The organism is Rhizobium mesoamericanum STM3625 (assembly GCF_000312665.1).
Taxonomy (GTDB): Bacteria; Pseudomonadota; Alphaproteobacteria; order Rhizobiales; family Rhizobiaceae; genus Rhizobium; species Rhizobium mesoamericanum.
In genome coordinates this window covers 2,154,367-2,179,747 of record NZ_HF536772.1, presented here as the reverse complement: position 1 = coordinate 2,179,747, position 25,381 = coordinate 2,154,367, and the positions used below count along the sequence as shown (strand labels likewise).

Sequence of the window (25,381 nt, the reverse complement as noted above, 5' to 3'; positions counted from 1 at the left end):
GGACACCAATTTCGTCTGGGTAACGCTGACGATCCACCGCCGACGGCCGATCGTCAAAGCAGATAAAAGGATACTCCCATGAATCGCGTTACCGCCATAGCCTTCGCAGTCGCTAGTCCTGCCTTCGCAGATGCCAGCCGTGCGGAAAGTCTCGACATGACCACCGGGAATTGAACGAACGCTCCGCAGCTTCAGTGGCGCAAATCTCGATATTCGGCAGGTGGGCGATCATGGTGGATCGAAAGATATCGGACGCCACAGCGCGTTTGCCGTACACAGTGTCAACGACATCCAAATGATCCGTGCTGCGATCGCCGCCAACAAACCTCTCATGCATCAGCTCAAGGCTACTAGAGGCGCGCTGCTCGGAAACATCGTCAACGTTGATCAAGCTTCCAACGGCCGTATCACAGTCTACTATCTACGAAAGCAAGTGCGGCAGCGGAAGACTGTCGCCCGCTACGCTGCTTCGAGGTTGTATTTTCTCGCGGGATGGTGCCTTTTCTCTAGAAACAGGAGGGAGACAATGTCCAGCGTATCGAAGGCCGTGATCAACATCGCCGATTTGAAGCTTGAGCACTGGAAGCAAGGAGCTTTGTACGAAGGCACGGATGTCTCGTTCGGCTCGCTTCTCGGCCTTGAAGGCCTCGGCATAAGTTACAACGAAGTTCCGCCCGGAAAATCCAGCTGTCCGTTCCACAACCACCACGTGGAGGATGAGCTGTTTTTCGTCATCGAAGGCACTGGCGAGTACCGTTTCGGTCCTGACCGCTACCCGATCCGGAAAGGTGACACGCTCGGCGCGCCATCCGGAGGACCAGAGACCGCCCACCAGATCATCAACACGGGCTCGACGCCGCTGATCTATCTCGGTATCTCGACCAAGGCGAAAACCGAAATTGTCGAATATCCCGATTCCGGCAAATTTCTCGCCAAGACCAATCGCGACAAGGGACAAGCGAACGGCTTTCGCTTTATCGGCAGCGAACGTGGCAAGTTGGACTATTGGGATGGCGAGCCTGGCGCATGACATCCGTCCGAGAGAACACGTCAACATGACCAACATTCCGACCATCGAGACCGCGCGGCTACTGCTGCGCCCGCACACTGTCGACGATTTTTCGGACTATGCGACGATGTGGAGCGACGAAGCGGTGGTGCGCTTCATCGGGGGTGTGCCCTCAACTCGCGAGCAAACCTGGGCACGCATGCTGCGCGTTGCAGGCATGTGGCATCACATGGGCTTCGGCTTCCTGGCGATCGAAGAAAAGCAGTCAGGGCGCTTTATCGGGGAAGCCGGCTTCCTCGATATGAAGCGGGACATGCATCCCGTCTCCACGGAAGGCACTTTGGAAACCGGTTGGGGACTAATGCCCTTCGCGCAGGGACACGGCTACGCCAGCGAAGCGCTAACGGCACTGATCGCCTGGGCGCAAGAACGGTTCCCCGCCAAGCCAATGACTTGCATTATCGACCCGGAGAATGGCGCCTCGCTGCGGCTTGCCCGCAAGCTCGGCTTCCACGAGGTGCAGCGATGCAACTACAACGGAGACGTTATTCTGCTTTCGCGGCCGGAAACTCTGCCAGCCTAGCGGCATAGCGGGCCATGGTATCGACTTCGAAATTGACGAAGTCACCTGCCTTGCGATCACCCCAGGTCGTAACCTCAAGCGTGTGACGGATCAGCAGCACGTCGAAATCCGTGCCGTTGACCACATTGACGGTAAGCGACGTGCCATCCAGAGCGATCGAGCCCTTGGGAGCGACGAACTTGGCGAGATGCTCGGGCGCACGCAGGCGGAAGCGTGTTGCGTCGCCCTCTTCGGTGACGGAGAGGATTTCGGCCTTGCCATCGACATGACCGGAAACGATGTGACCGCCAAGTTCGTCACCGATCTTCAGCGAGCGCTCGAGATTGATGCGGCTGCCTTCCTCCCACGTCCCGATCGTCGTCAGGCGCAGGGCCTCTTCCCAGGCTTCGACCTCGAACCAGCGACCGTTGCTGCCATCGCTCGGCAGGCCGGTCACGGTCAGGCAGATGCCCGAGTGCGAGATCGAGGCACCCATGTCGATGGTCGCCGGATCGTAGGCAGTGGCGACGCGCAGCTTGATGCCTTCCTTGAGCGGGGAAATGGATTCGATCGTGCCAACGTCGGTGACAATTCCGGTAAACATCAAAGCTCTCTTTCGTATTCATCCAGGCGATCGTCGCGGAACGTGACGGTGCGCCTGTGCAGGAAACCCGATGGCATATCGGTCTTCGTCACCGGCGATTCAATACCGCCCTGCCCGATCACCGCAGGACCTTGATAAAGCAGAATGCGATCGACGTATCCGGCATCAAGGAAGAGCTTCGCCGTCCGCGCGCCACCTTCGACGATTAACGAGGAAATGCCGCGCGAGGCCAGCGCTGGCAACAACTCATCCGGGCGGTTGGAATTGCATTGGACCACCTCGACGCCCGCTTGATCCAGAGCGACACGGCGCGCAAGAAAGGTTTTGTCCTCGCTTTCATCGAAGCGGGGCGGCTCGGTCGCAACGACGATCAGCGGCACCTGCTTGGCAGTCGCAACCAGCTTGCTGTCCAACGGCAAGGAGAGTTCTTCATCGAGCACGATACGGATAGGCGAGCGGATCTCCAGGCCAGGGGTACGAACTGTCAGCAAGGGATCGTCGGCAATCGCCGTACCAATCCCAACCAGAATCGCATCAGTTTCCGCCCGCAGTTTCTGCACATCGGCGCGCGCGGCAGGCCCAGTAATCGCAATCTGCCCCTCGCCCTTTTTCCCGATCATGCCGTCGGCTGAAATTGCAAGCTTGAGAGTCACATACGGCCGGTTCTTCGTCTGCCGGGTGAGGTAGGCCGCGAGCGATCGCTTGCCTTCGTCTTCGAGAACACCGGCCTCGACCTCGATCCCGGCATCGCGCAGCATGGCAATACCCCTGCCGGAGACACGAGGGTCCGGGTCCGTCACGCTTATGACGACGCGACCGACGCCACAAGCAATCAGAGCCTCCGCGCACGGCGGCGTCTTGCCGTGGTGCGAGCAGGGTTCGAGCGTCACATAGGCGATGGCACCGCGTGCCAGTTCGCCGGCCTCCGCCAGTGCTTGCGGCTCGGCGTGCGGGCGCCCGCCTACTGCGGTCACGCCGCGGCCGACGATCTGTCTGTCACGCACGATGACGCAGCCGACCGAAGGATTGGTGGATGTCTGGCCGAGATGCAGGAGACCCAGGCGGATCGCCTCTTGCATAAAACGCGCGTCGTCTTCCGAAGCGCTCATGAGTTAGTTGTCCAGGGGATCGCGGGCGATCTTGGCGTTGATCTCGGAGATGACCTTCTCGAAATCCTCGGCATGCGAAAAATCCCGATAGACCGAAGCGTAGCGAACGAAGCCGACATCATCAAGGCTTTTCAACGCTTCCAGCACCTGCAGGCCGATCTGTTCGGAGCTGATCTCGACCTCGCCGGAGCTTTCCAGGCGCCGGACGATGCCGGAGACCGCACGCTCGATACGGTCGCGGTCGACGGGGCGCTTGCGCAATGCGATCTCGAAAGAGCGCACCAACTTGTCGCGGTCGAACGGCACCTTGCGGCCGGTCTTCTTCGACACCATCAGCTCGCGCAGTTGCACGCGCTCGAAGGTCGTGAAGCGGCCGCCGCAATCAGGACAAATACGCCTGCGGCGGATGGACGTGTTGTCCTCCGCCGGGCGTGAATCCTTGACCTGTGTGTCTTCCGATCCGCAGAATGGGCAGCGCATGCGCTACTCTTAGCCCATGTAATCGTACATTGGGAAGCGGTTGGTAAGGTCGACCACCTTGCCGCGAACGGCTGCTTCCACAGCTGCGTTCCCCTCATCGGAATTGGCGACCTTCAGGCCGTCGAGAACCTCAACGATGAGGTTACCGATTTCCTTGAATTGCGCCTCCTTGAAGCCGCGCGTCGTGCCGGCCGGCGCGCCAAGGCGTACACCTGAGGTGACGAAAGGCTTCTCAGGGTCAAACGGGATACCGTTCTTATTGCAGGTGATGTAGGCGCGGCCGAGCGCTGCTTCCGCGCGCTTGCCGGTTGCGTTCTTCTTGCGAAGATCGACAAGCATAAGGTGGTTGTCGGTGCCGCCGGAGACGACGTCGAGGCCGCCGGCGATCAGCGTTTCGGCAAGTGCCTTGGCGTTCTTGACGATCTGAGCCGCGTAGTCCTTAAACTCCGGCTGCAGCGCTTCGCCGAAGGCGACGGCCTTGGCAGCGATGATGTGCATCAGCGGACCACCCTGCAGACCCGGGAAGACGGCCGAGTTGAACTTCTTTGCCAGATCCTCGTCGTTCGTCAGGATCACGCCACCGCGTGGACCACGCAGCGACTTATGGGTCGTCGTCGTGGCGACATGGCAATGCGGGAATGGCGACGGATGCTGGCCACCGGCAACGAGACCGGCGATATGCGCCATGTCGACCATCAGGTAGGCGCCGACAGAGTCAGCAATCTCGCGGAATCGCTTCCAGTCCCAGATACGGGAATATGCGGTGCCGCCGGCGATAATCAGCTTCGGCTTGTGTTCTTCGGCCTTTCGGGCAACTTCGTCCATGTCGAGGAGATTGTCGCCTTCGCGCACGCCGTAAGACACGACATTAAACCACTTGCCGGACATGTTGACCGGCGAGCCGTGCGTCAGGTGACCGCCCGAGTTGAGGTCGAGGCCCATGAAGGTATCGCCGGGCTGCAGCAGTGCCAGGAAGACTGCCTGGTTCATCTGTGAACCGGAGTTCGGCTGAACGTTGGCGAAATTGACGCCGAACAGCTTCTTGGCGCGTTCGATCGCGAGTTCTTCAGCAATATCGACGAACTGGCAGCCGCCGTAGTAGCGCTTGCCCGGGTAGCCTTCGGCATACTTGTTCGTCATGATGGAGCCCTGGGCTTCCAGCACCGCACGGGAAACGATGTTTTCCGAAGCGATGAGTTCGATCTCGTGCCGTTGACGGCCGAGTTCCTTGCCAATCGCGCTGAAGATTTCCGGATCGGTATCGGCAAGCGAGCGATTGAAGAAGGTCTGGGTGGAAGCATTTGTCATGGGCGGGCTCCTCAACTGGAATGCGCGAAGGTATTAGCGCCCCGCCCTGCCAAGGGCAATACGGAGAACGACATTTGCTAGGCAATCTACGCGCAACAAAAAACCGCGCCTCGAAAGACGCGGCTTTGAAAGCAACGTGCGGCTGAAGCCTCACTGAACCGGCTGCTCCGTCCCCGCCGTGGTGTCGAGCGCTAGCTCTGCATTGCCATCGAGCTGATAGATATCGTCACGGAACTGCACGACGCCATCCGGCATGCCCCACGCAGAAATGTAAACGAAGTAAACTGGCACCTCTTCAGCAAGCTTGATCGGCGTGTTTACGCGGGTCGTGATGACCTGTTCCATCTGCTGACGCGACCAGGGCGGGGTCTCGCGCAGCAGCCATGTCGTTAGATCGCGAACGTTCTGAACGCGAACACAGCCGGATGATTCAAAGCGCATCAGCTTGTTAAAAAGGCCCTGCTGCGGCGTGTCGTGCATGTACTCGCCGTTCTTGTTATAGAAATTGATCTTCGTGGAGGCCATAGCATTGATCTTGCCTGGGTCCTGTCGGAACATCAGGTTCGGTGCCTTCTCGGCATTCCAATCGACCGTTTCAGGCGCCACTTCGTTGCCCTTGCCGTCGATCAGGCGAATGGCATTCTTCTCCAGGTAGGTCGGATCCTTGCGCATCAGCGGCACGATGTCCTTCTCGACGATCGAGCGCGGTGCCGTCCAATACGGATTGAGGATGACCTCGTAAATCTTCGAGTTGACGAGATGCGTCGGACGGCTGAGGCGACCTACGACGGCAGCGTGGCGCGTCGCAACGCTGCCATCCTCCACCGCCTCGACGTAAGCGGCCGGAATGTTCACCATCACATGTCGCCGTCCCAGTTCCTCCGGGAAGGTCTGAATGCGGATGAGGTTGGTGTTCAGCTGCTGCAGACGAACATCGGCCGTAATGTTCATGGCCTTCAAGGTGAACTCGCCGATAACACCGTCAGCCGGGAGACCATGGCGCGCCTGGAAGCGCTTGACCGCGCCGTCGACGTAGGAATCGAAAGCACTGGAAATGCCTGCTTCGCGGGGAAGGTCGCCGGTGATGATCAGGCGTTGACGAAGGCTCTGAACGGCGGGATCGGTCACGCCGATCTGCAGACGCTGCTGGCTTGGGCTCACTTCCGGCCAACCGCCGGCCGACGCGATCTGTTGATACTCAGAGATTGCCTGCTGGATGCTCGGCACTGACTGTGGTCCGAGAATGGGCGTGTTAGAAACAACCGCCGTCGCCGTACGGGATGCCGCCTTCGCATCGAACTGATCATCCCAATCGCCACGCTGCGGAGCATTGATGAGCGAATCGATCGCCGACTGCGCGAATACGGGGGCAGCCAAAGCGCCCGCACCAACCATTGCCGCGGACGCCAGAAACGCCCGGCGAGAAAAAGCTTCAGTTCCGATTTTCTTCGACATTCATCCCAACCACTAAATTGCCGCTGCTTGCGAGACCGGCGCCCTTCGCTATCCCTGCGAGGACGCAAGTCTCTACCAACCCGTCTCTACGGCGCATCGCACAATGTCTCTGCCGGCAATCACATGATTGCAGGCAGGGAGGCGAGGTTATCGGACCTCAATTGGGAAGCGCCATTTGCCGTGTATTTCCGCTGACATGCTAATATGGCCAATTCGTGTCGTCCTGCACAACGCTCAACCGTTGGTAGCGGGGCGGTACGCAAAAACCATACCAATCCACAGAATGTGGCGGTTAATAGCGGCTAAAAAACGGCTTGAATACAGGCGATTACGCTTGTCTGCCATGCGTTGCAAAGATGTCACGACAGCGTGGCGCGAGCCAGCTACTCGCGCCAGTGGTCGGCCACCCAAGGCGTTGGGCGGATGTAGTGGCGCAGATAACGAAACAGGGGCCTGTTGCGTCTCCGTTCGGGATCAAACATGTGTCGGATATGGTCCAGCGGCGGCGCCGCGCGGCCCTTCAACCCGAACCGTCCTTCGACCGCGAACTGCGGATGGAAGTCGCGTGGAAACAGGATCACCCGCGCATCGGCCGGCAGGCGTGGCGTCAGGAAATAATTGAGCGGGAATGGCCAGCGGCAATCTTGCCTGAAATGCAGCACCCACCGGCGCGGAAAGAACTTTGCGCCACCGGGCGCGTTTCTCGTCACAAATCGCTGCTCGAATTGATACTTGTCAGCAACGCCTTGGGGATCGGCGCGGAATTTTTCTTGCAGCGGAACAAGCTTGCCCACAGGAAAGCGGAAGAGTGATGTCTGTCCGAGACGTTCAAACGGCGTCGTCTGGTTGCGCGACAGGATGACGTCGTTAGGACCGCCGACCTCGAAGAATGAGTCGAGGGAACCGACGATCACCAGATCGAGGTCGAGGAACAGCACCGGACCACTCAAATTTCCAAGCTTCGGCCCCCAAAGCCGCCCCTTGGGCCAAATGCCCTTCGTTCTCACCGGCATGTTTTCGACATCCAGCGGCGGCAGGTCCTCGCAAACGATTTCAGGATTGAGATCGCCGCGATTGTCAGTGAAGCAGGTAAAGGTGAAGGGAGGCGTGATGTTGCGCTTGACCATGGCGTAAAGGCGGTTGATGAAGGGGGCACCATATTTCGTCCCCCAACTGATGCAGATGACCTGCTTCACCCCATCGCTCGCCGCCAAGACGGCTGACACCATGACCTGCAACTCCTGATTCTCGCAAGAACCCCGAAGGCTCGTGCGAAGTCATTAGCAAGTTGTCGACCGAATATGTAACCCAAGCCGTGGGCAGAAAATAGCGAAAAGGGCGCTACGGAATACCGTTGCGCCCTTTCGTGCCTTGGAGGTCTGATAAGCCAGCAGGGAAGTTGGCTTAAGAGATTACAGGCGGTAGAGGATCTGGTCGTTCCAGAAGCGGTCCAGACGTGTCAGCAGCTTGTTCATCTGCGTGAATTCGTCGGTACCGATGCCGCCGACCTTGTCGATCGAGCCGATGTGGCGCTCGTAGAGCTTGGCGACCGTCTCGGCGATGTCCTGGCCGGTTTCCGTCAGGCTGATGCGAACGGAGCGACGGTCGATGCGCGAGCGCTGATGGTTGATAAAGCCGAGGTCGACGAGCTTCTTGACGTTGTAGGATACGTTGGAGCCGAGATAGTAACCACGGGAGCGAAGTTCGCCCGCCGTCAGCTCGGAGTTGCCGATGTTGAAAAGAAGAAGTGCCTGGACGGCATTGACGTCGCTGCGACCCTGACGGTCGAACTCGTCCTTTATGACATCGAGGAGACGGCGGTGAAGACGTTCAACAAGATGAAGGGATTCCATGTAAAGATCGCGGATGCCCTGCTCCTGCTGGTCACGGAAGTTCGGTACCGCCTGCGGCTTGATTTTCGTGTTCATGATGACTGCCTCACTGTTTTGTTTGGCGGTGTTGGTTTTCTTCCCGCCTTGAGACAGACCCTATCGAATACAAATAAAATTCTACTTAAACCGCAGGCTTAACAGTGCCTTACCGGAAACCCCGCGTTGTATCAGGGTAAATCAACGCTTACCTGCTGGCGCCGCTTGCGCTTCTCGTACCAGAGCGTGGCGCGGAATCCGACGTAGACCAGGGCTACCGCAACATGCAGCAGAACGACCAACCGATTGGGCCCAAACACCTCCGGCATGAAGCCGTACATGATAATCTGGCCACCTGCTGCGAGTACCCAGATTACCGGCCCCCAGGAGACGGCAATCCACAGGCCAAGAGATGCGACAGGGAAGAGAACGGCGAGGCTCGTGCTTGCGACTTTCCAGGGAAGGCTGAGCAGATCGAAGCGGCCTGCCCCCACGAGCGAATAGCCGACGAGCATCGCCCAATACTGCAATCCGAACCAGAAGCAGGATATCGCGACAAGCCGCAAGAACAAGATGAACAGAACGCTGGTCAGCGTCGGCTTCGGTATCGTCGGAGAATCAGCGTCCATGTGTCAAACAATAGGGTTGCGGTTAAGACTTCGCCAGCGCTCGATCATTGCGGCCAATCGTCAGGTTTGGATTTCGGCCATGCCATGATAATGAGCGCTTCGACAATTGGAATGGCAGAAAGCTTTAACGACCATGCAGGATAAGACCCATCTCGTCGACGAAATCACCGGCCATCGGCGCATGCGCCGCAACCGCAAGGCCGACTGGACCCGGCGTCTCGTGCAGGAAAACCGGCTGACGGTCGATGACCTGATCTGGCCTGTTTTCGTCGTTGCGGGCTCCGGCATCGTCGAACCGATACCGGCGATGCCCGGCGTCAACCGGATGAGTGTGGATCAGCTCGTTGAAGCCGCCAAGGAAGCGGCGGATCTTGGCATTCCCGCGATCGCGACCTTCCCGAACATCGAAATGGCACTGCGAGACGAAACCGGCTCGAACAGTCTCGACGCCAACAATCTGATCAATCAGGCGACGATGGCGATCAAGAAGGCAGTGCCCAATATTGGGGTGATCACGGATGTCGCGCTTGATCCGTTCACAAGCCACGGGCATGACGGAATCCTGCGACAAGGGGAGATCGTCAACGACGAGACAGTAGATCAGGTTGCCCGCGCGGCCGTCATGCAGGCTGATGCCGGGGCGGACATCATTTCGCCCTCGGAGATGATGGACGGCCGAATTGGCGCCATCCGCCGCGCCCTTGACGCCGCCGGACACCAGAACGTCGGCATCATGAGCTACGCCACAAAATTTGCCTCGGCTTTCTATGGTCCCTACCGCGAGGCGATCTCGACCGGCGGACTGCTCAAGGGCGACAAGAAGACCTACTACATCGATCCGGCAAATGGCGCGGAGGCAATCCGGGACGCCGCGCTCGATGTAGAGGAAGGCGCCGACATGCTTATGGTCAAGCCGGGACTGCCCTATCTCGACATCTGCTGGCGCATGAAGGAGGCTTTCGGTCTCCCCACGTTCGCCTACCAGGTTTCGGGTGAATATACGCAGATCAAAGCCGCAGCCATGAACGGCTGGATCGATGGCGAACGGGCCATGTTGGAAACCCTGCTTTCCTTCAAGCGCGCAGGGTGCGACGGTGTCCTCACCTATTTCGCTGTCGAGGTGGCTCGGATCCTCGCGAAGCGCTGATCCCCACGCGCCAATATTGCATTTGAGGAAAGCGATACCATATCAGCGGCATCGCTTTCTCGAAAGGAGACCGCAGAGATGACGCTCACTCCCAACCCGCTCTATGCCGCACCGGACGACTGGCGCGCCTATACGGGTACGCTGAGCCGTCGCGTCTTCGCATTCATCCTCGACTACGTGATCATCCTGCTGCTTTGCATCCCGGCGGCGGTTATCCTGTTCTTTCTGTCGATCGTCACACTCGGCTTGGGATTCTTTCTTTATCCGGCACTGTTCGTGATTGTTGCTGGCCTCTATTTCGGCTTCACCGTCGGCGGCTTCAGCCAGGCCTCGCTGGGGATGCGCGCAATGGGGATCGCAATCATGCGGGTCGATGGTCAGCCGATGGACTTTTTGACGGCCATCGTTCACCTGGCCCTTTTCTGGATCCTGAACTCCGTTCTGACGCCACTGATTCTGTTGGTCGGCCTGTTTACCGAGCGCAGCCGGCTGATCCACGATTTCCTGGTCGGTACGGTGACGGTACGCACCGTCTAACAAGATCCTTGCACGCTAAAATAAACGCTGCTCCTGGCCTTTGCCGGGAGCCTTTTGGCGCCATATCCAAAAGTATGACGGGCGACATCGGACCGGAGAATGGCCTAGCTGTTGACGTTTTTCATTCTTAAGTCATCCTGTCAGATACGCAGCTAACCGAAGGAAATCTCCACAACAGATGAATACGCAGACGACGCCATCACCGCAGTTTTACCTGACTGCTCCGGCTGCGTGCCCTTATCTGGCCCACGAGATGGAACGCAAGGTCTTTACTCATCTCGTCGGCCCTCGCGCAGCGGAGATGAACGATATCCTAACACAGGGCGGCTTTCGCCGGTCGCAGAACATCGCCTATCGGCCGGCCTGCGAGTCTTGTCGCGCTTGCATTTCCGTCCGGATCCTGGCGCAAGAGTTTCTGCCAACGAAGTCGATGAAACGAGTGCTGGCAGCGAACGACGATATTATCTCCACGGAGTTCCCTGCCCAACCTTCCAGCGAGCAATATTCGCTGTTCCGACGCTATCTCGATTTTCGCCACCAACAGGGCGGAATGTCGGACATGACGGTGCTCGACTACGCCATCATGGTCGAGGATACGCATGTGAACACCAAGATCATCGAGTATAGGCTTCGAAAGGAAGGGGCTGGCATCGAAGAACGCCCGACGGGTGAGCTCGTGGCCGCCGCCCTCACGGATACCATGAGCGACGGCTTGTCCATGGTCTATTCCTACTTCAACCCTGACATGGATCGGCGTTCTCTTGGGACGTTCATGATCCTTGACCACATTAGGCGAACAAACGCTTTGGGGCTTCCGCACGTCTACTTGGGCTATTGGGTTCAAGGATCGCGTAAAATGGACTACAAGACACGCTTCCAGCCGCAGGAGCACCTGACTTCGCGCGGGTGGGAACGCTTCGATCCCTCCGCATTGCCCGAAAGCACGCGCTACTAGATGCCACTCCCCGTTTTTTCCGATCATCGGAAGGGTCTGCTGCTGACCACAATCGGCGGCTTGGCACTTTCCATGGACATTCCGTTGGTACGCCTTGCCCACGGAGACATGTGGTCGATCCTCGGCGCACGTAGCATCACAACCGTTGCCGTGACGCTCGTCGTGATCTGCTTCATTCGGACCGTCAAGGGAACATGGCCCATGCTCGTCCCTGGCAAATACGGCCTTGCGGCTGGTCTGCTCTATGGCTGCTCAACGCTGACATTCGTGCTTGCCGTTTTCAACACGGCAACGGCAAACGTGGTCTTCATCGTCGCCTTTAATCCGATGTTCGGCGCGCTCCTGTCCTGGATGTTTCTCAAGGAACGCCCTTCGCTCTCCACGCTCGCAACCATGGCCGTCATGGTGTTCGGTGTTGGCTTGATCGTCCATGACGGATTGTCCAGCGGCCATGTCTTCGGCGACGCCATGGCACTGCTCAGCGCCTTCATCCTCGCATCGGCAATCACGGTAGGCCGCGCATCGCGGCGAGACATGGGGTTCGTGCCACTTCTTGCCACCGCCCTGCCTGCCATCCTCGGCTTTGCGAACGCATTTCCCGCCGGGCTCGCCATAGAACATCCAGCCTGGATTGTCCTGAACGGGGCGCTCCTGATGCCGATTGCGTTTTGGTGCCTCGCCACGGGGCCACGTTACCTCTCGGCGGCCGAAGTCGGCATGTTCTACCTCCTCGAAACCATCCTGGCTCCGATCTGGATCTGGCTAATCTTCGCAGAAACCCCGCCGACGATGACGCTCATCGGCGGTGCGATCCTGGTTTGCGCAATTATGGCGCACTCGCTTTGGATGGTTCGGGGACAGCCTGTGCAACAATCTCTGGCGCATTGACCACCTGCATCGCATCAAGCTCGCGTTCAAGCCCCTGCATGACGTGGACCCAACCCTGCCGCGTCTGCTCCTCGAATTGCCCCCATTCGGCGCACATTTCGTGTGAGAGCGTCAGCCGAGTGCCTTCGGCGAGTGGTTCGATGTCGATCTGGATTCGATCCGCATTATGATCATGCTCGGCAGAAGAGAAGCAGAACACCATCCGCCGCGGCCGACGCAATTCCAGAAACACGCCGTAATGGACCGCATCACCTGTCGGACGCCGGTCGATGACGAGAAAATGCCCGCCAACCTTCGGATCGATGTCAGCGCGGATGACTCGGCCTTCGTCGCTCGCGAAGAGAAAGCGTTTTGCAATCTGAGGGTTCAGCCATGCGTCGTAGACGGCGCAGGGCGAGGCATTGAAAGTATGCGCAACGTTTACGGTGATAGTATTGCAAGCACTCATCAACATTCCTCCGTGATCGGACATGACACTCTCCCAAAGCGCCACATTCGATCATTCCGTCCGCCTGCGGAATGATGTCTGTCCATGTTGTGATTATCGGTCAGACATAGAGGAGTTGCCTCGCCCGCCAAGAGCGAGGCCCGGATTTATTTTTCGCCTCAGCCGGCAAACTTACCGCTGCGCGGGAAGCCCTTCGGAACCGTTCGACCAGCCGTGGCACGATCGGCAAGCCATTCGGCAAGCTCATCCTTGTTTTTGGTGAAGGTGCGACCTGCACTATCTTCCCAGACGAGGCCCTCAGCAATCGCAAAGCAGCGTACGTCGGAAATGCCACCATCCTTGTAACGCTGCAGGCGGACACCCTTGCCGCGCCCCATTTCGGGCACTTGCGCCAATGGGAACACAAGCAGCTTGCGGTTCTCGCCGACGACAGCCACATGGTCGCCGCTGACGGGAACGATCAGCTTCGTCTCGTCAGGCATGGAGACGTTCATGATCTGCTTGCCCTTGCGGGTATTGGCGACCATGTCGGCCTCGGCGACAACGAAGCCATTGCCGGCCGTCGAGACGATCATCTGCTTGCGCGTCGGATCGTGCACGATTGCAGTCAGCACGTCCTGATCGTTCTCCATGTCGATCATGATGCGCAGCGGTTCGCCGTGGCCGCGACCGCCCGGCAGCTTGTCGCCCCCAAGGGTGAAGGCCTTGCCGCCGGTAGTGATGATGAGAATCTTGTCCGTTGTCTGCGCCGGGAAGGCAACCTTCAGCCCATCGCCTTCCTTGAAGGTCAGGGTCGCGGTGTCGGAGATGTGCCCCTTCAGCGCGCGGATCCAACCCTTTTCGGAGACGACGACGGTGATCGGTTCCTTCTCGATCATTGCCTGCTGAATGGCTTGCTCGTCGGCCTCGGGCGCCTCGGCGAATTGGGTGCGACGGCGGCCGAGCTCGGTCGCTTTCGCGAACTTCTTCTTTACCTCACCAATTTCCCAGGCAACCGTCTGCCATTGCTTGTCCTCGGACGCCAGCAGAGCCTCAATCTCACCCTTCTCCTTGGTGAGTTCATCGAACTCGGTGCGGATCTCGAATTCCTCGAGCTTGCGCAACGAGCGCAGGCGCATGTTGAGGATCGCTTCGACCTGAGTGTCGGTCAGCGACCAGCGGGCGATCATCACCGGCTTCGGCTCGTCCTCTTCGCGGATGATGCGAATGACCTCGTCGATATTGAGGTAAGCGATCAGCAAGCCGCCGAGGATTTCCAAGCGACGGTCGATGGCCGCAAGACGGAAGCGCGAGCGACGCTGCAGCACTTCGCGGCGGTGGTCGAGCCACTCCTTCAGCACCTCGTTCAACGCCATGACGCGCGGGATGCGGCCCATAGAGAGAACGTTCATGTTCAGCGGGAAACGGCTTTCCAACTCCGTCAGCTTGAACATGGATTCCATGAGGATCGTCGGATCGACCGTCCGGTTCTTCGGCACCAGCACGACACGGACGTCTTCGGCGGATTCGTCGCGGATATCCTCGAGCAAGGGCAGCTTGCGCGCCAACAACAGTTCCGCGATCTTTTCGATCAAGCGGGACTTCTGGACCTGGAACGGAATTTCAGTAACGACGATCTGATAGCCGCCGCGACCGAGATCCTCAGTTTCCCACTTGGCGCGCACGCGAAAGCCGCCACGACCCGTGCGGTAGCTCTCGATGATACTATCCCTGCCATCGATGATGATGCCGCCCGTCGGAAAATCCGGACCGGGAATAAACTCGACGAGCTTCTCGACGGTAGCATCGGGATGCTTGATAAGATGGAGCGCAGCGTCACAGAGTTCGTGGACGTTGTGCGACGGGATCGACGTCGCCATGCCGACGGCAATACCAGACGAACCGTTTGCCAGCAGGTTCGGGAAGGCGCCTGGCAGGACGATCGGCTCTTCGTCTTCTTCGTTATAGGTCGGCCGGAAATCGACTGCGTCCTGATCGATGCCCTCGAGCAGCAGCGCGGCGACTTCGGTCATGCGCGCTTCGGTGTATCGGTAGGCTGCAGCGCTGTCCCCGTCGATATTGCCGAAGTTGCCCTGCCCGTCTACGACCGGATAGCGCTGCGAGAAATCCTGCGCCAAGCGTACCAACGCGTCGTAAACCGACTGGTCGCCATGCGGATGGAACTTACCGATGACATCGCCGACGATACGGGCACACTTCTTGAAGGCGGAATTGGGACGGATGCCCATTTCGCTCATGGCGTGAATGATACGGCGGTGCACCGGCTTCAGGCCATCGCGTACATCCGGAAGCGCTCGGTGCATGATAGTCGATAGCGCATAGGCGAGGTAACGCTCTTCAAGCGCCGCCTTCAGGTCGACCGGAAGGATACTGTCGTCGTCTCCGCCAGAGGGCGGCAAAATCTCTTGTCCCATATGCTCTGACTAGCCGAGATGTCCCATTTGAGCAAGGAATCCAGGCATTCGGACTGTGGATGAAGTCTTTGAGCGGCGAGAAAAGAATGACAGTAGCCGCTTTGCCCGAATTTGGTCGTTCTTTCATTTTCCCTTCAACACAAATTTAGAAATCCACAAATATAAACCGCGATCGAACCGCAGTAGATCGGCTAAGAACAGGGCCGCCTCTACGCACCACCACCAAGGGACCCCAGATGACTCTTTACCGGACGACACGGCTGATGCTTTCGGGCGCTGCTTTTCTTTCTCTCGCCGGCTCGGCCTTCGCCCTCGATGGCCAGGATCTGCTGACGAAGATCAATGCCGCTTATAGCCAGCAAGGCGGCACGATCATTGCCGATGGCGTCGATGTCGACGGCACGAGCGTGACGCTGAAGAAAGCGAGCTTCAAGACCAACAGCGGCGAAGCGGTGTCGATCGGTGACATCACGATGAAGGGTGTCGAGGAAGACGAAGACGGTGGCTACTATGTCGAGGAGGCGTCCTTCCCGAACATCAGCGCCACGAACGAAGGCGCCACGTTCACAGCAACCGACCTGACTCTGAGCGGCATTTCGATCCCTGCCGATCCGAAGGGCGAAGGGCTTAACTCTATGTTGCTCTACGAGAACGCCCACAGCGGCCCGGTGAAGGTCGTCCAGAACGGCGCCGAGCTATTCTCGCTTGCCGAAAGCGACATGAACCTGACACTTCGCGAAGACGAGTCCGGCTTCGATTTCGATGGTGCCTTCAAGGGCCTAAAGGCCGACCTCAGCAAGGCAAGCGACGCGCAGAGCAAGGAAGCGATCGACAAGCTCGCACTCCAGCACATCCAAGGCGACATCACGATGAAGGGTGCCTGGGAGCTGACGCCCGGCACCATCGACATTTCCGAATTCGCGTTCGATTTCAATAACGTCGGCAAGCTGAACCTCGCCTTCAAAATCTCGGGCTACACGATGTCCTTCATGAAGTCGCTGCAGGACGCGGCCAAGCAGGCTGAAGCCAATCAGAACAAGGAAGAAGCCCAGCAGGCCCTCGGCCTTTCGATGCTCGGACTTATGCAGCAGCTGTCGTTCGAAAGCGCCCAAATCCGCTTCGATGACGCGTCCATCACCAAGCGCGCGCTCGATTACGCCGGCAGCCAGCAGAACATCTCCGGCCAGCAGATGGCGGACTCGCTGAAGGCGATGACGCCGATCATGCTCGCACAGCTCAACATTCCGGAGTTGCAGAACGCAATATCGGCGGCGGTCAATACTTTCCTCGACAACCCGAAGAGCCTGACACTTGCCGCCGCTCCGGCAAAACCTGTTCCATTCCCGATGATCATGGGCGCGGCGATGGGGGCACCGAATACGTTGCCGCAGGTGCTTGGCGTGAAGGTTTCGGCCAACGATTGATGTGCCAAGCTTGAGTATTGGAAACCCGGCGCGCGAGCCACCGGGTTTCTCTATGTTTGGAAGCGGCGCCTGATCTGAGCAGCCATCCGAGAGGCAAAAAGCCGGCGAAATCGATCGCCGGCTTTTCTTGTGCAAGCTGATTGTTCAGTCCTTCTTGACCGGCGGGATCGGGCGGATCGCCAGCTCGCGCAGTTGCGTCGGCGTTGCCGGGGTCGGTGCACCCATCAGCAGGTCTTGTGCCTGCTGGTTCATCGGGAACAGCGAGATCTCGCGCAGGTTCTTGGCGCCTACGAGCAGCATGACGATGCGGTCAATACCGAAGGCCGCGCCGCCGTGCGGAGGGGCGCCATACTGGAAGGCGCGGTAGAGGCCGCCAAAGCGATCTTCCACGTCCTGCTGGCTCAGTCCAACCTTTTCGAAGGCAGCAACCATCGTTTCCGGCGACTGGTTACGGATCGAGCCGGAAGCAATTTCGAAGCCGTTGCAGACCGCGTCGTACTGGTAAGCCTTGATCGTTAGCGGATCCTGGTTCGTCAGCGCGTCGAGGCCGCCCTGCGGCATCGAGAACGGGTTGTGGGCGAAGTCGATCTTCTTTTCTTCTTCGTTGTATTCGAAGAACGGGAAGTCGACGATCCAGCACAGCTCGAAGCGGTCGCGGTCGATGAGATTCAGTTCATCGGCAGCGCGGTTACGGGCTTCGCCTGCGAACTTATAGAACTTGGACGGCTCGCCGGCGACGAAGAAGCAGGCATCGCCAACGTCAAGCCCGAGCTGCGTGCGGATCGCCTCGGTTCGCTCCTCGCCGATATTCTTGGCGAGCGGACCGGAGCCGCCGATCTTGCCGTCTTCTTCTTTCCAGAAGATGTAGCCGAGGCCCGGCTGACCCTGGCTCTGGGCCCAGGCGTTCATGCGGTCGCAGAATGCGCGCGAACCGCCGGTCTTGGCCGGGATTGCCCAAATCTCGACCTTCGGGTTGGAGGCGATCATGCCTGCGAAAACCTTGAATCCGGAGCCGGCGAAGTGATCGGTGACGGCTTCCATGACGATCGGGTTGCGCAGATCCGGTTTGTCGGAGCCGTACTTGCGGATCGCCTCGTCGTAAGGGATACGCGGCCATTCCTTGGTGACCGGCTTGCCTTCGGCGAATTCCTCGAAGATCGAGCTCATCATCGGGCCGATGGTGTTCCAGATGTCTTCTTGGGTGACGAAGCTCATTTCGAGGTCGAGCTGGTAGAATTCACCCGGCAGACGGTCGGCCCGCGGGTCTTCGTCGCGGAAGCACGGCGCGATCTGGAAGTAGCGATCGAAGCCGGCGACCATCAGCAGCTGCTTGTACTGCTGTGGCGCCTGCGGCAGCGCATAGAAGGTGCCGGGATGGATACGTGACGGGACGAGGAAGTCACGCGCACCTTCGGGCGAGGAGGCCGTCAAGATCGGCGTCGTATATTCGGTAAAGCCGACATTGGTCATTTCGCGGCGCATGGCCGAGATAACCTGCGTGCGCTTGACTATATTCTTGTGCAACGTCTCGCGGCGGAGATCGAGGAAGCGATACTTCAGGCGCACGTCTTCCGGGTAATCCGGCTCGCCGAAAACAGGCAAAGGCAGTTCCTTGGCAGCGGAGAGAACTTCGATCTCCTGGGCGTAGAGCTCGATTTCGCCGGTCGCCATGTTCTTGTTGACAGTGTCTTGCGTGCGAGCCTTCACGAGGCCGTCGATGCGGATGACCCACTCGCCGCGAACCAGTTCGGCTTGCTTGAAAGCGGGCGAATCCGGATCTGCAACGACCTGGGTGATGCCGTAATGGTCGCGCAGATCGATGAACAGAACGCCGCCATGGTCACGAACACGATGGACCCAGCCGGAAATCCGGACATTGGCGCCGACATCCGACTTGCGGAGGGCTGCACATGTGTGGCTGCGATAGCGATGCATAATCTCAATTCCCGGTATCTGGCTTAAAGACGGCAGCAAGGGGCTCTGATGGCTCTCCCGCACCGACAAGAAAATCGGGCGGAAAAGCGCATGGACGGTCTGATTTGTCAAGGGTTAGCGCGCGTTGCGAAGGCTTTGTGGCAAGCATGCAACCGTGTCATCGGCAAAAGCCATGCGGCAGTTTGGCAACCTTGTACCGTATTGCTGAAGTCTGCGGTCAACTTTAAAGAGGAGCCATAACGTTCGCGCGGAGTCTTGGCATGCCCCTTCTTACTCGCCGTAATCTCCTGAAAGCCTCGGCTGTGGCAGGCGCTTATGGCGTCGGGATCGGGATCGCTGGAAAGTTCGGGCTGGCGGAAGCAGCGCCGGAGGCGCAGGTTTTGAAAGCGGTGAAGACCACGGCCAATATTACCGATGCCGGCGTCACGAAAGACATCATGACTTGGGGCGATGGCATGCCCCCCGTGCTCCGGATGACCAAGGGCAAACCCTACGCGGCTCGACTAACGAACACGCTCGACGAGCCGACCACGATCCACTGGCACGGTTTGAGAATCGCCAACAAGATGGATGGCGTGCCCTTCATAACGCAGCCCTACGTTTATACCGGCGACAGCTTCGATTATGCCTTCACGCCACCGGACGCGGGCACCTTCTGGTACCATCCGCACTGCAACACGCTGACGCAGATGGGTCATGGAATGACGGGCGTCCTCGTGGTCGAGGATCCTGATGATCCGACATTCGACGCCGAGGTGGTGCTCAATCTGCGTGATTGGCGCCTCGGCGGCGACGGCCAGTTCATTGCGCCTTTCAGGCCGCGGGACGCGGCGAAGACAGGTACATACGGAACGGTCAGGACTGCCAATTGGCACCAGGAGCCGCAATATGATGCGCCAGCTGGCGGCCTCATCCGGCTCCGCATTGCCGTGACCGATGTCACCCGAATCTTCTCGCTGAAGATGGAAGGTGCCGAGGCGACGGTCATTGCAATCGACGGGAATCCCGTACCGACACGTTTTCAGCTCGATCTGCTGCTGATCGGCCCTGGCCAGCGCCTCGATCTCGCTGTGCGGATGCCGGACAGCGAGGGTGCCATTGCCACGCTCGAGGACATCAGGGGCACAACACCGAAAACGGTCGCCAAACTTAGAGCTGTCGGGACATCGTTGAAGCGCAATGTCGGCGACCTTGCGGCGCTTGGCGAAAACCCGGTCGCCAAGCCTGATCTTTCTTCGGCACAGAAGATTCCGCTCATCCTCAGCGCCACCGCCGAAAGTGCTCCTTCCGACAGCATCTGCGGTACACTCGGCTACAGCTTCTGGGCCATCAACAAGGTACCGTGGCCGGGCGACACGGCGGATCCGACCGCGCCGCTAGCGGAGCTGAAGCTTGGCAAGAGTTATATCCTGCAGCTTGAGAATGTAACGCCACACGCGCATCCCATCCATCTGCACGGCATGAGTTTCACCGTACTCTCGTCATCGAGTCGGGAGGTCAGGCCACTTGTCGGCGATACCTATCTCGTCCAGCCCGACGAAAAGGTGCAACTCGCCTTCGTGGCCGACAATCCAGGCGACTGGGTGCTGCATTGCCACATCATCGAGCACCAAAAGACTGGCATGACCAGTTATGTCAGAGTTGTTTGATGGCTCTTTACGGGTTCTAGTTGACATATCCGGCCGAAAGGAGAAGGAAGGTTCAACTATGTTTATCCTGCGAATGAATTGAGATGATCGAAACAACCGCCGATTTGGAGGCGGCCTGCAAAGAGCTGGCCAAGTCAGAATTCATTACCATCGACACCGAGTTTCTCCGAGAGACCACGTTCTGGCCGGAACTTTGCTTGATCCAGATGGCAAGTCCGACGACGGAAGTGCTGGTCGATCCGTTGGCGAAGGGTCTCGACCTGAAGCCGTTCTTCGAACTGATGGCCAATCCTGCCGTGCTCAAAGTCTTCCATGCCGCGCGCCAGGATATCGAGATCATCTACAACCGCGGCGGTCTCATCCCGCATCCGATTTTCGACACGCAAGTCGCCGCGATGGTTTGCGGCTTCGGAGACTCCGTCTCCTACGATCAGCTCGTCAGTCGCACCAAGGGTGTTCAGATTGATAAATCGTCGCGCTTCACCGACTGGAGCCGCCGGCCGCTTTCGGAAAAGCAGCTGGACTACGCCCTTGCCGACGTGACGCATCTGCGGGACGTCTACCTCTACCTCAAGGCCGAACTCGCGCGCGAAGGCCGCTCGTCCTGGCTTCGGGAGGAAATGGATATCCTTGAGGCCCGCGACACGTACGACATGCATCCTGATGATGCCTGGCAGCGGCTGAAAATGCGACTGCGCAAGCCACAGGAGCTCGCCATTCTTAAATTTGTGGCCGCCTGGCGCGAGCGGGAGGCCCGCTCCCGCAACGTGCCGCGCTCGCGCGTGCTGAAAGATGATGCGATCTACGAGATCGCTCAGCAGCAGCCGAAAGACGCCGAAGCGCTCGGTCGCCTGCGAACCATCCCCAAGGGCTGGGAGCGGTCGGCAGCCGGTATCGCCGTCGTCGAAGCCGTCAATGCCGCACTCGCCTTGCCAAAGGCCGAGATGCCACATGCCCCACGACAGACGCAGCCGCCGGAAGGCGCTGCCGCTGCCGCGGAGCTGCTGAAGGTCTTGCTGAAGCTGATCTCGGAAAAACACGGCGTCGCACCGAAGGTCATCGCCAACAGCGAGGATCTCGACAGAATCGCGGCGGAAGGTGAGAGGGCCGAGGTCGCGGCGCTGCACGGCTGGCGGCGGGAGCTTTTCGGCGAGCCAGCGCTGCAACTCATCCAGGGCCAGGTCGCTCTTCGTTTCGTTGGCAAGAAGGTCGAGACGGTGGCGCTCTAGCGCCGTCAAGGGACTTTTTGCGCACATAGTCATCTCCAGATCGATTCGATCCGAGGAAAACCGATACAGCGCCTTTCGGAAGCGCCTTACGTTTCCTATATGCCCGAGGTATCCCCGACGGACGGGGCACCACGAAAAGGACTACATGAGGGAAATATCTCCCGTCCAGAACTGGCTGTTGATCGCGCTTGTCATAGCCGCGAGCGGCGTTCTCTATGACATGCGCTTCTACGGCGGCCACCCCTTCGTCGGTGCGACCTTTGCCCTGTTCATCGGCATGCCGATCATCGCCTTCGAGCGCAAAGTGATCCTACGCGGCCTCTATCGGCGCATGCAGGCGTTGCCGACGGTAACGTTCTTCCTCGCTGAGATCTTCGTCTACGAAATACTGATGAGCGCAGGATTTGCGGTTGCTGGCCTCCTGATGTGGTGGCTCGGAACCTTTCGCCCAGACAGATGGATCGACGCCGTTATCCTTCCATTCGACACCTTTCTTTACGCTCTCGCCGTGTGTGCGCTTATCATCTTCGTACTACGCATCCGCGAACTTTTGGGCCGCGACATCTTCCTCAGCATGCTTTTCAGCCGTTACCGGAAGCCGATCAGCGAGGAGCGCGTCTTCCTGTTTATTGATCTGGTGGATTCGACCTCCTTTGCAGAAAAACACGGCGACCTTCGGGCTCAGCAGATGCTGAGCTCGCTCTTTGCCGCCTTCGCTGAGCCGGTGCGGAAATACAAAGGCACCATCGATGACTATGTCGGAGATGCCGCGATCATCAGTTGGCCGTTAGAGCGCGGGATCAAGTTCGCACGATGCGTGAACTGCATCTTCGAGATCGTCAGCGCGATAGAGGCGGACGCCGAGAACTGGCTGAAGACATACGGCCAGGTTCCCCGCCTGCGCGCCGCTTTGCACGGTGGTAGCGTTATTACGGCTGAAATAGGCGTCGACCATCACAAGATCACCTACTTCGGCGACACCGTGAACACTACATCCCGCCTTGAATCGCTCTGCAAGAGTTTGAACCGATCGGTCCTGATTTCATCCGACCTGGCGCAGCGGATTAAGTTGCCGGAGACGGTCTCGGCACAGGATCTGGGGAGCCACGCCGTCAAGGGCCGCGGCCAGAGCCTCGGCGTCATCGCGCTCGTCAAGGCGGACAACCGGGTGGCGTCACCAAAGCTTCACGCAAGCGTCAACGCGCCGACATGAAAGCCTTGCTAATCGAGACCCGCATTCCAATCCTTGGGGGTTTCGATGAAAAATTCTCTTCTTGCTTCTGTTTCATTTCTGCTTTTGATCGTCGGTTCGGCCGCAGCCGACCAGCAGGAATTTCCAGTCAAGCTTGCGGGCCAGGCCATTCTGCCAGCCAACACGCTCGTCGCGGCCCCGTCCAACTCGCCTGAGTTCCTCAAGCATTCGGGCAAGTTCACCACCACCGACCGCAAGCGCGCCGAAGCGCTTGGCAGCGTTCCTGGCAAGGACGGCGCTCGCGTCACTGACCTCAAGCTGCCATTCGACGGGCAGCCGATTCAAGGCTTCTCGGGCATCAAGACGATGCCGGACGGCACCTTCTGGACGCTCTCCGACAACGGCTTCGGCTCCAAGGCCAATTCCAGCGATGCGATGCTCTTCCTGCACCAGGTAAAATTCGATTGGCAGACCGGTAAGGTCGACGTCGTCAAAAACCTGTTCCTTTCCGACCCCGACAAGAAGGCACCCTTCCCGATCGTGCTCGAAGGCGCTGAAACGCGGTATCTGACAGGTGCTGACTTCGACATCGAATCCGTACAGCCTGTCGCCGATGGTTTCTGGATCGGCGAGGAATTCGGTCCCTACCTGCTCAAATTCGACACCGATGGCCGCCTGACCGACGTGATCTCGACCACGGTCGACGGCAGGCCGGTCATGTCCCCCGACAATCCGACGCTTTCCGTTCCGGCAAACCCGACCGCCAAGATGCCGGTCTTCAACCTGAAGCGCTCGGGTGGTTTCGAAGGACTTGCCATGTCTAGGGACGGCAGCAAGCTCTATGGGCTGCTCGAAGGCGCACTGTATCAAGACGACGGCAAGATGGAATCGGTCGACGGTCATACCGCGATCCGCGTCATCGAATTCGATACAGCTTCAAAGGCCTGGACCGGCCGTACCTGGTTCTATCCGTTCGAGGATAAAGGCGTTTCGATCGGTGACTTCAATATGCTCGACGGCACGACCGCGCTCGTTATTGAACGCGACAACGGCGCCGGCACGAAGGACAAGGCCTGCGCCGATCCCAAACAGCCGAAGCCCGATTGCTTCGAGGCGCCGGCTGAACTGAAGCGAATCTACAAGATCGAGTTCAACGATGCCAATGTCGGCAAAGCTGTCCGCAAGATCGGCTACATCGACCTCCTGAACATCAAGGACCCGGACAATAAAAAAAGGGCCGGCAGCAAGAACGGCGTCTACGATATGCCGTTCGTGACCATCGAGAACGTCGACCGCGTTGATGCCACCCATATCGTCGTCGGCAACGACAATAACCTGCCCTTCTCGGCCGGGCGCACACTCGACAAGGCCGACAACAACGAGTTCAGCTTGCTCGAAGTCGGCGAACTGCTGAACGCGAAGTAAGTCTGCGCTTCCACAAAAGAGGGCCCCGTTCGCAGGAGCGGGGCTTTCTGCGCCATGTGTCAACGCATTCGTGAGTTTGATTCGTCGAGCTGCACTCGAGCGCCCCTCAGGCTTTTGCCGCCTCAGCCATCGTCTTCGGTTTCAGCAAGATGATGAGGAGCAGACCGGCGATGATGAGTGCCGCTCCTTCCAGGTGATAGCGTTGCAGTTGCTCGCCGAGGATCAGATAGGCGAGCACGGCGATAAAGATTGTCTGGATATAGAGGAGGACGCCCGCCCGGGCTGCGCCGAGAGCCTCGATGCTGCGGTTGAAGAGGTAATACATAACCGCCCCGCCGGGGATCGCGATATAGGCGAGCGCGAGAAGGCCGCTGCTAGTGAGCGTAGAGCGTTCGTCAGAGACAAGCTCGAAGAGATAGAAAGGCAGCGCCGTCAACACCGCCGCACCGAGGAGCAACACCAGAAGCGCAAGACGGTTCATATCGAATTTGGCTCGCCGAAGCAGGACGGTATAGAGGCTGAAACAGAATGCGCCTGCGACGATCCACAGTTCACCGGGATTGAGGTCGAGACGCATCAGCGCGGCCGGGCTGCCCTTGACGATAATGACCACGATCCCGAGAAAGGCCAGGATCGATCCGATCACTTGCCAGCCTCCCATCGGCTCAGCCAGCATCACGCGGGCAAGGATCATGGTGATGATCGGGATGAGGGCGATGATGATGCCGGCGGTGGTGGCGTCGGCATGTTCAAGTCCGACGAAAATCATTCCCTGGCAGACCGCCAATCCCATGCCGCCGATGGCAAGAAGTTCGAGGGGGCGCGCCCGTACCAGTGCGACCATGTCGCTAAAATGCCGGTGTACGATCGGCATCAGAATTGCCCAGGCGATCAGCACCCGCCAAAAGCAGAGCGCCCACGGCGGCATCTCTGGAGAGACCCATTTGGCGGCGATATAAACCCCGGCCGACAGCAGCCAGCAGAGAAGCCCCACGGCATAGGCGGCGGCAAGCGAATTGCCCGCCGCCTGCTCCGTCCCGACCGTGTCGCGGTGGATCACCAAGCCATGTATCGCCATGGCCTAGTTATGCCATAGTTCTCATGGGCTGCACAG

At 59.0% G+C, this 25,381-nt stretch carries 23 protein-coding genes; 11 read left to right on the top strand and 12 right to left on the bottom strand.

The genetic code is table 11. The annotated features are described in order from the left end of the window. Window positions 1-526 precede the first annotated feature (526 nt). Both BN77_RS10575 and BN77_RS10570 read left to right on the top strand, forming a co-directional pair. Window positions 527-1,030, top strand: coding sequence for a cupin domain-containing protein (locus BN77_RS10575; protein ID WP_007531470.1), 504 nt, complete (start codon window positions 527-529; stop codon window positions 1,028-1,030). A gap of 25 nt (window positions 1,031-1,055) precedes the next feature. Continuing rightward, a complete protein-coding gene (locus tag BN77_RS10570; protein ID WP_007531467.1) occupies window positions 1,056-1,592 on the top strand; it encodes a GNAT family N-acetyltransferase in 537 nt (178 codons plus the stop codon). Here BN77_RS10570 and BN77_RS10565 read toward each other — a convergent pair. The 8 genes from BN77_RS10565 to BN77_RS10530 all read right to left on the bottom strand — a co-directional run bounded on the left by BN77_RS10565 (window position 1,555) and on the right by BN77_RS10530 (window position 9,024). Further along, on the bottom strand, window positions 1,555-2,175 hold the full coding sequence (locus tag BN77_RS10565) for a riboflavin synthase (RefSeq protein ID WP_007531466.1): 621 nt from the start codon (window positions 2,173-2,175) through the stop codon (window positions 1,555-1,557). The genes BN77_RS10570 and BN77_RS10565 overlap by 38 nt on opposite strands. After that, the gene (gene ribD / locus BN77_RS10560) at window positions 2,175-3,284 is read right to left on the bottom strand and encodes a bifunctional diaminohydroxyphosphoribosylaminopyrimidine deaminase/5-amino-6-(5-phosphoribosylamino)uracil reductase RibD (protein WP_007531464.1); all 1,110 of its coding nucleotides are present in this window, start codon (window positions 3,282-3,284) and stop codon (window positions 2,175-2,177) included. Before ribD ends, BN77_RS10565 begins: the two co-directional genes overlap by 1 nt. Window positions 3,285-3,287: 3 nt before the next feature. After that, on the bottom strand, window positions 3,288-3,764 hold the full coding sequence (gene nrdR, locus BN77_RS10555) for a transcriptional regulator NrdR (RefSeq protein ID WP_007531462.1): 477 nt from the start codon (window positions 3,762-3,764) through the stop codon (window positions 3,288-3,290). 9 nt (window positions 3,765-3,773) lie between these two features. Beyond that, window positions 3,774-5,072 (bottom strand): serine hydroxymethyltransferase, encoded by a 1,299-nt coding sequence (glyA, locus tag BN77_RS10550; RefSeq protein WP_007531460.1) that lies wholly within the window; start codon window positions 5,070-5,072, stop codon window positions 3,774-3,776. 150 nt (window positions 5,073-5,222) lie between these two features. After that, complete coding sequence (locus BN77_RS10545; protein ID WP_040677023.1) at window positions 5,223-6,527, bottom strand: L,D-transpeptidase family protein; 1,305 nt, start codon at window positions 6,525-6,527, stop codon at window positions 5,223-5,225. Window positions 6,528-6,910: 383 nt separating this feature from the next. Continuing rightward, window positions 6,911-7,756, bottom strand: coding sequence for a hypothetical protein (locus BN77_RS10540; protein ID WP_007531453.1), 846 nt, complete (start codon window positions 7,754-7,756; stop codon window positions 6,911-6,913). Window positions 7,757-7,939: 183 nt separating this feature from the next. After that, complete coding sequence (gene ldtR / locus BN77_RS10535; protein ID WP_007531451.1) at window positions 7,940-8,455, bottom strand: transcriptional regulator LdtR; 516 nt, start codon at window positions 8,453-8,455, stop codon at window positions 7,940-7,942. A 131-nt stretch (window positions 8,456-8,586) separates the two neighbouring features. Continuing rightward, entirely contained in the window at window positions 8,587-9,024 is a 438-nt protein-coding gene (locus BN77_RS10530; RefSeq protein ID WP_007531449.1) for a DUF6163 family protein, read from the bottom strand. 133 nt (window positions 9,025-9,157) lie between these two features. On the opposite strand from BN77_RS10530, the gene hemB reads away from it, so the two are divergent. The 4 genes from hemB to BN77_RS10510 all read left to right on the top strand — a co-directional run bounded on the left by hemB (window position 9,158) and on the right by BN77_RS10510 (window position 12,551). Continuing rightward, on the top strand, window positions 9,158-10,171 hold the full coding sequence (gene hemB, locus BN77_RS10525; RefSeq protein WP_007531446.1) for a porphobilinogen synthase: 1,014 nt from the start codon (window positions 9,158-9,160) through the stop codon (window positions 10,169-10,171). Between the two features lie 78 nt (window positions 10,172-10,249). After that, window positions 10,250-10,708, top strand: coding sequence for an RDD family protein (locus BN77_RS10520; protein ID WP_007531444.1), 459 nt, complete (start codon window positions 10,250-10,252; stop codon window positions 10,706-10,708). Window positions 10,709-10,886: 178 nt separating this feature from the next. Next, the gene (locus tag BN77_RS10515) at window positions 10,887-11,663 is read left to right on the top strand and encodes an arginyltransferase (protein WP_007531442.1); all 777 of its coding nucleotides are present in this window, start codon (window positions 10,887-10,889) and stop codon (window positions 11,661-11,663) included. Further along, window positions 11,664-12,551, top strand: coding sequence for a DMT family transporter (locus BN77_RS10510; RefSeq protein ID WP_007531440.1), 888 nt, complete (start codon window positions 11,664-11,666; stop codon window positions 12,549-12,551). Here BN77_RS10510 and BN77_RS10505 read toward each other — a convergent pair. After that, window positions 12,490-13,023: an SRPBCC family protein gene (locus BN77_RS10505; RefSeq protein ID WP_007531438.1), complete on the bottom strand. Its 534-nt coding sequence runs from the start codon at window positions 13,021-13,023 to the stop codon at window positions 12,490-12,492. The two genes, BN77_RS10510 and BN77_RS10505, sit on opposite strands and share 62 nt — an antisense overlap. A 134-nt stretch (window positions 13,024-13,157) precedes the next feature. After that, entirely contained in the window at window positions 13,158-15,413 is a 2,256-nt protein-coding gene (parC, locus tag BN77_RS10500) for a DNA topoisomerase IV subunit A (protein ID WP_040677021.1), read from the bottom strand. A 236-nt stretch (window positions 15,414-15,649) separates the two neighbouring features. On the opposite strand from parC, the gene BN77_RS10495 reads away from it, so the two are divergent. Further along, on the top strand, window positions 15,650-16,837 hold the full coding sequence (locus tag BN77_RS10495) for a YdgA family protein (protein WP_007531434.1): 1,188 nt from the start codon (window positions 15,650-15,652) through the stop codon (window positions 16,835-16,837). A gap of 144 nt (window positions 16,838-16,981) precedes the next feature. On the opposite strand, the gene aspS is transcribed toward BN77_RS10495, so the two are convergent. After that, on the bottom strand, window positions 16,982-18,772 hold the full coding sequence (aspS, locus tag BN77_RS10490; RefSeq protein ID WP_007531432.1) for an aspartate--tRNA ligase: 1,791 nt from the start codon (window positions 18,770-18,772) through the stop codon (window positions 16,982-16,984). Window positions 18,773-19,032: 260 nt separating this feature from the next. Here aspS and BN77_RS10485 point away from each other — a divergent pair, with 260 nt between their 5' ends. The 4 genes from BN77_RS10485 (at window position 19,033) to BN77_RS10470 (ending at window position 24,267) form a co-directional block, all read left to right on the top strand. After that, the gene (locus BN77_RS10485; RefSeq protein ID WP_007531430.1) at window positions 19,033-20,421 is read left to right on the top strand and encodes a multicopper oxidase family protein; all 1,389 of its coding nucleotides are present in this window, start codon (window positions 19,033-19,035) and stop codon (window positions 20,419-20,421) included. Between the two features lie 83 nt (window positions 20,422-20,504). Next, window positions 20,505-21,650, top strand: a complete 1,146-nt coding sequence (gene rnd / locus BN77_RS10480; protein WP_007531428.1) for a ribonuclease D — start codon at window positions 20,505-20,507, stop codon at window positions 21,648-21,650. Between the two features lie 145 nt (window positions 21,651-21,795). Continuing rightward, entirely contained in the window at window positions 21,796-22,863 is a 1,068-nt protein-coding gene (locus tag BN77_RS10475; protein WP_007531426.1) for an adenylate/guanylate cyclase domain-containing protein, read from the top strand. A 45-nt stretch (window positions 22,864-22,908) separates the two neighbouring features. Next, window positions 22,909-24,267, top strand: a complete 1,359-nt coding sequence (locus tag BN77_RS10470; protein ID WP_040677020.1) for an esterase-like activity of phytase family protein — start codon at window positions 22,909-22,911, stop codon at window positions 24,265-24,267. 106 nt (window positions 24,268-24,373) lie between these two features. On the opposite strand, the gene BN77_RS10465 is transcribed toward BN77_RS10470, so the two are convergent. Further along, a complete protein-coding gene (locus BN77_RS10465) occupies window positions 24,374-25,345 on the bottom strand; it encodes a DMT family transporter (protein WP_007531420.1) in 972 nt (323 codons plus the stop codon). Between the last annotated feature and the right edge of the window lie 36 nt (window positions 25,346-25,381).

Coding starts and splice junctions, on each gene's coding strand:
- BN77_RS10575 (WP_007531470.1), top strand. CDS start 527: ATGTCCAGCGTATCGAAGGCCGTGATCAACATCGCCGATTTGAAGCTT.
- BN77_RS10570 (WP_007531467.1), top strand. CDS start 1,056: ATGACCAACATTCCGACCATCGAGACCGCGCGGCTACTGCTGCGCCCG.
- BN77_RS10565 (WP_007531466.1), bottom strand. CDS start 2,175: ATGTTTACCGGAATTGTCACCGACGTTGGCACGATCGAATCCATTTCC.
- ribD (WP_007531464.1), bottom strand. CDS start 3,284: ATGAGCGCTTCGGAAGACGACGCGCGTTTTATGCAAGAGGCGATCCGC.
- nrdR (WP_007531462.1), bottom strand. CDS start 3,764: ATGCGCTGCCCATTCTGCGGATCGGAAGACACACAGGTCAAGGATTCA.
- glyA (WP_007531460.1), bottom strand. CDS start 5,072: ATGACAAATGCTTCCACCCAGACCTTCTTCAATCGCTCGCTTGCCGAT.
- BN77_RS10545 (WP_040677023.1), bottom strand. CDS start 6,527: ATGTCGAAGAAAATCGGAACTGAAGCTTTTTCTCGCCGGGCGTTTCTG.
- BN77_RS10540 (WP_007531453.1), bottom strand. CDS start 7,756: ATGGTGTCAGCCGTCTTGGCGGCGAGCGATGGGGTGAAGCAGGTCATC.
- ldtR (WP_007531451.1), bottom strand. CDS start 8,455: ATGAACACGAAAATCAAGCCGCAGGCGGTACCGAACTTCCGTGACCAG.
- BN77_RS10530 (WP_007531449.1), bottom strand. CDS start 9,024: ATGGACGCTGATTCTCCGACGATACCGAAGCCGACGCTGACCAGCGTT.
- hemB (WP_007531446.1), top strand. CDS start 9,158: ATGCAGGATAAGACCCATCTCGTCGACGAAATCACCGGCCATCGGCGC.
- BN77_RS10520 (WP_007531444.1), top strand. CDS start 10,250: ATGACGCTCACTCCCAACCCGCTCTATGCCGCACCGGACGACTGGCGC.
- BN77_RS10515 (WP_007531442.1), top strand. CDS start 10,887: ATGAATACGCAGACGACGCCATCACCGCAGTTTTACCTGACTGCTCCG.
- BN77_RS10510 (WP_007531440.1), top strand. CDS start 11,664: ATGCCACTCCCCGTTTTTTCCGATCATCGGAAGGGTCTGCTGCTGACC.
- BN77_RS10505 (WP_007531438.1), bottom strand. CDS start 13,023: ATGTCCGATCACGGAGGAATGTTGATGAGTGCTTGCAATACTATCACC.
- parC (WP_040677021.1), bottom strand. CDS start 15,413: ATGGGACAAGAGATTTTGCCGCCCTCTGGCGGAGACGACGACAGTATC.
- BN77_RS10495 (WP_007531434.1), top strand. CDS start 15,650: ATGACTCTTTACCGGACGACACGGCTGATGCTTTCGGGCGCTGCTTTT.
- aspS (WP_007531432.1), bottom strand. CDS start 18,772: ATGCATCGCTATCGCAGCCACACATGTGCAGCCCTCCGCAAGTCGGAT.
- BN77_RS10485 (WP_007531430.1), top strand. CDS start 19,033: ATGCCCCTTCTTACTCGCCGTAATCTCCTGAAAGCCTCGGCTGTGGCA.
- rnd (WP_007531428.1), top strand. CDS start 20,505: ATGATCGAAACAACCGCCGATTTGGAGGCGGCCTGCAAAGAGCTGGCC.
- BN77_RS10475 (WP_007531426.1), top strand. CDS start 21,796: ATGAGGGAAATATCTCCCGTCCAGAACTGGCTGTTGATCGCGCTTGTC.
- BN77_RS10470 (WP_040677020.1), top strand. CDS start 22,909: ATGAAAAATTCTCTTCTTGCTTCTGTTTCATTTCTGCTTTTGATCGTC.
- BN77_RS10465 (WP_007531420.1), bottom strand. CDS start 25,345: ATGGCGATACATGGCTTGGTGATCCACCGCGACACGGTCGGGACGGAG.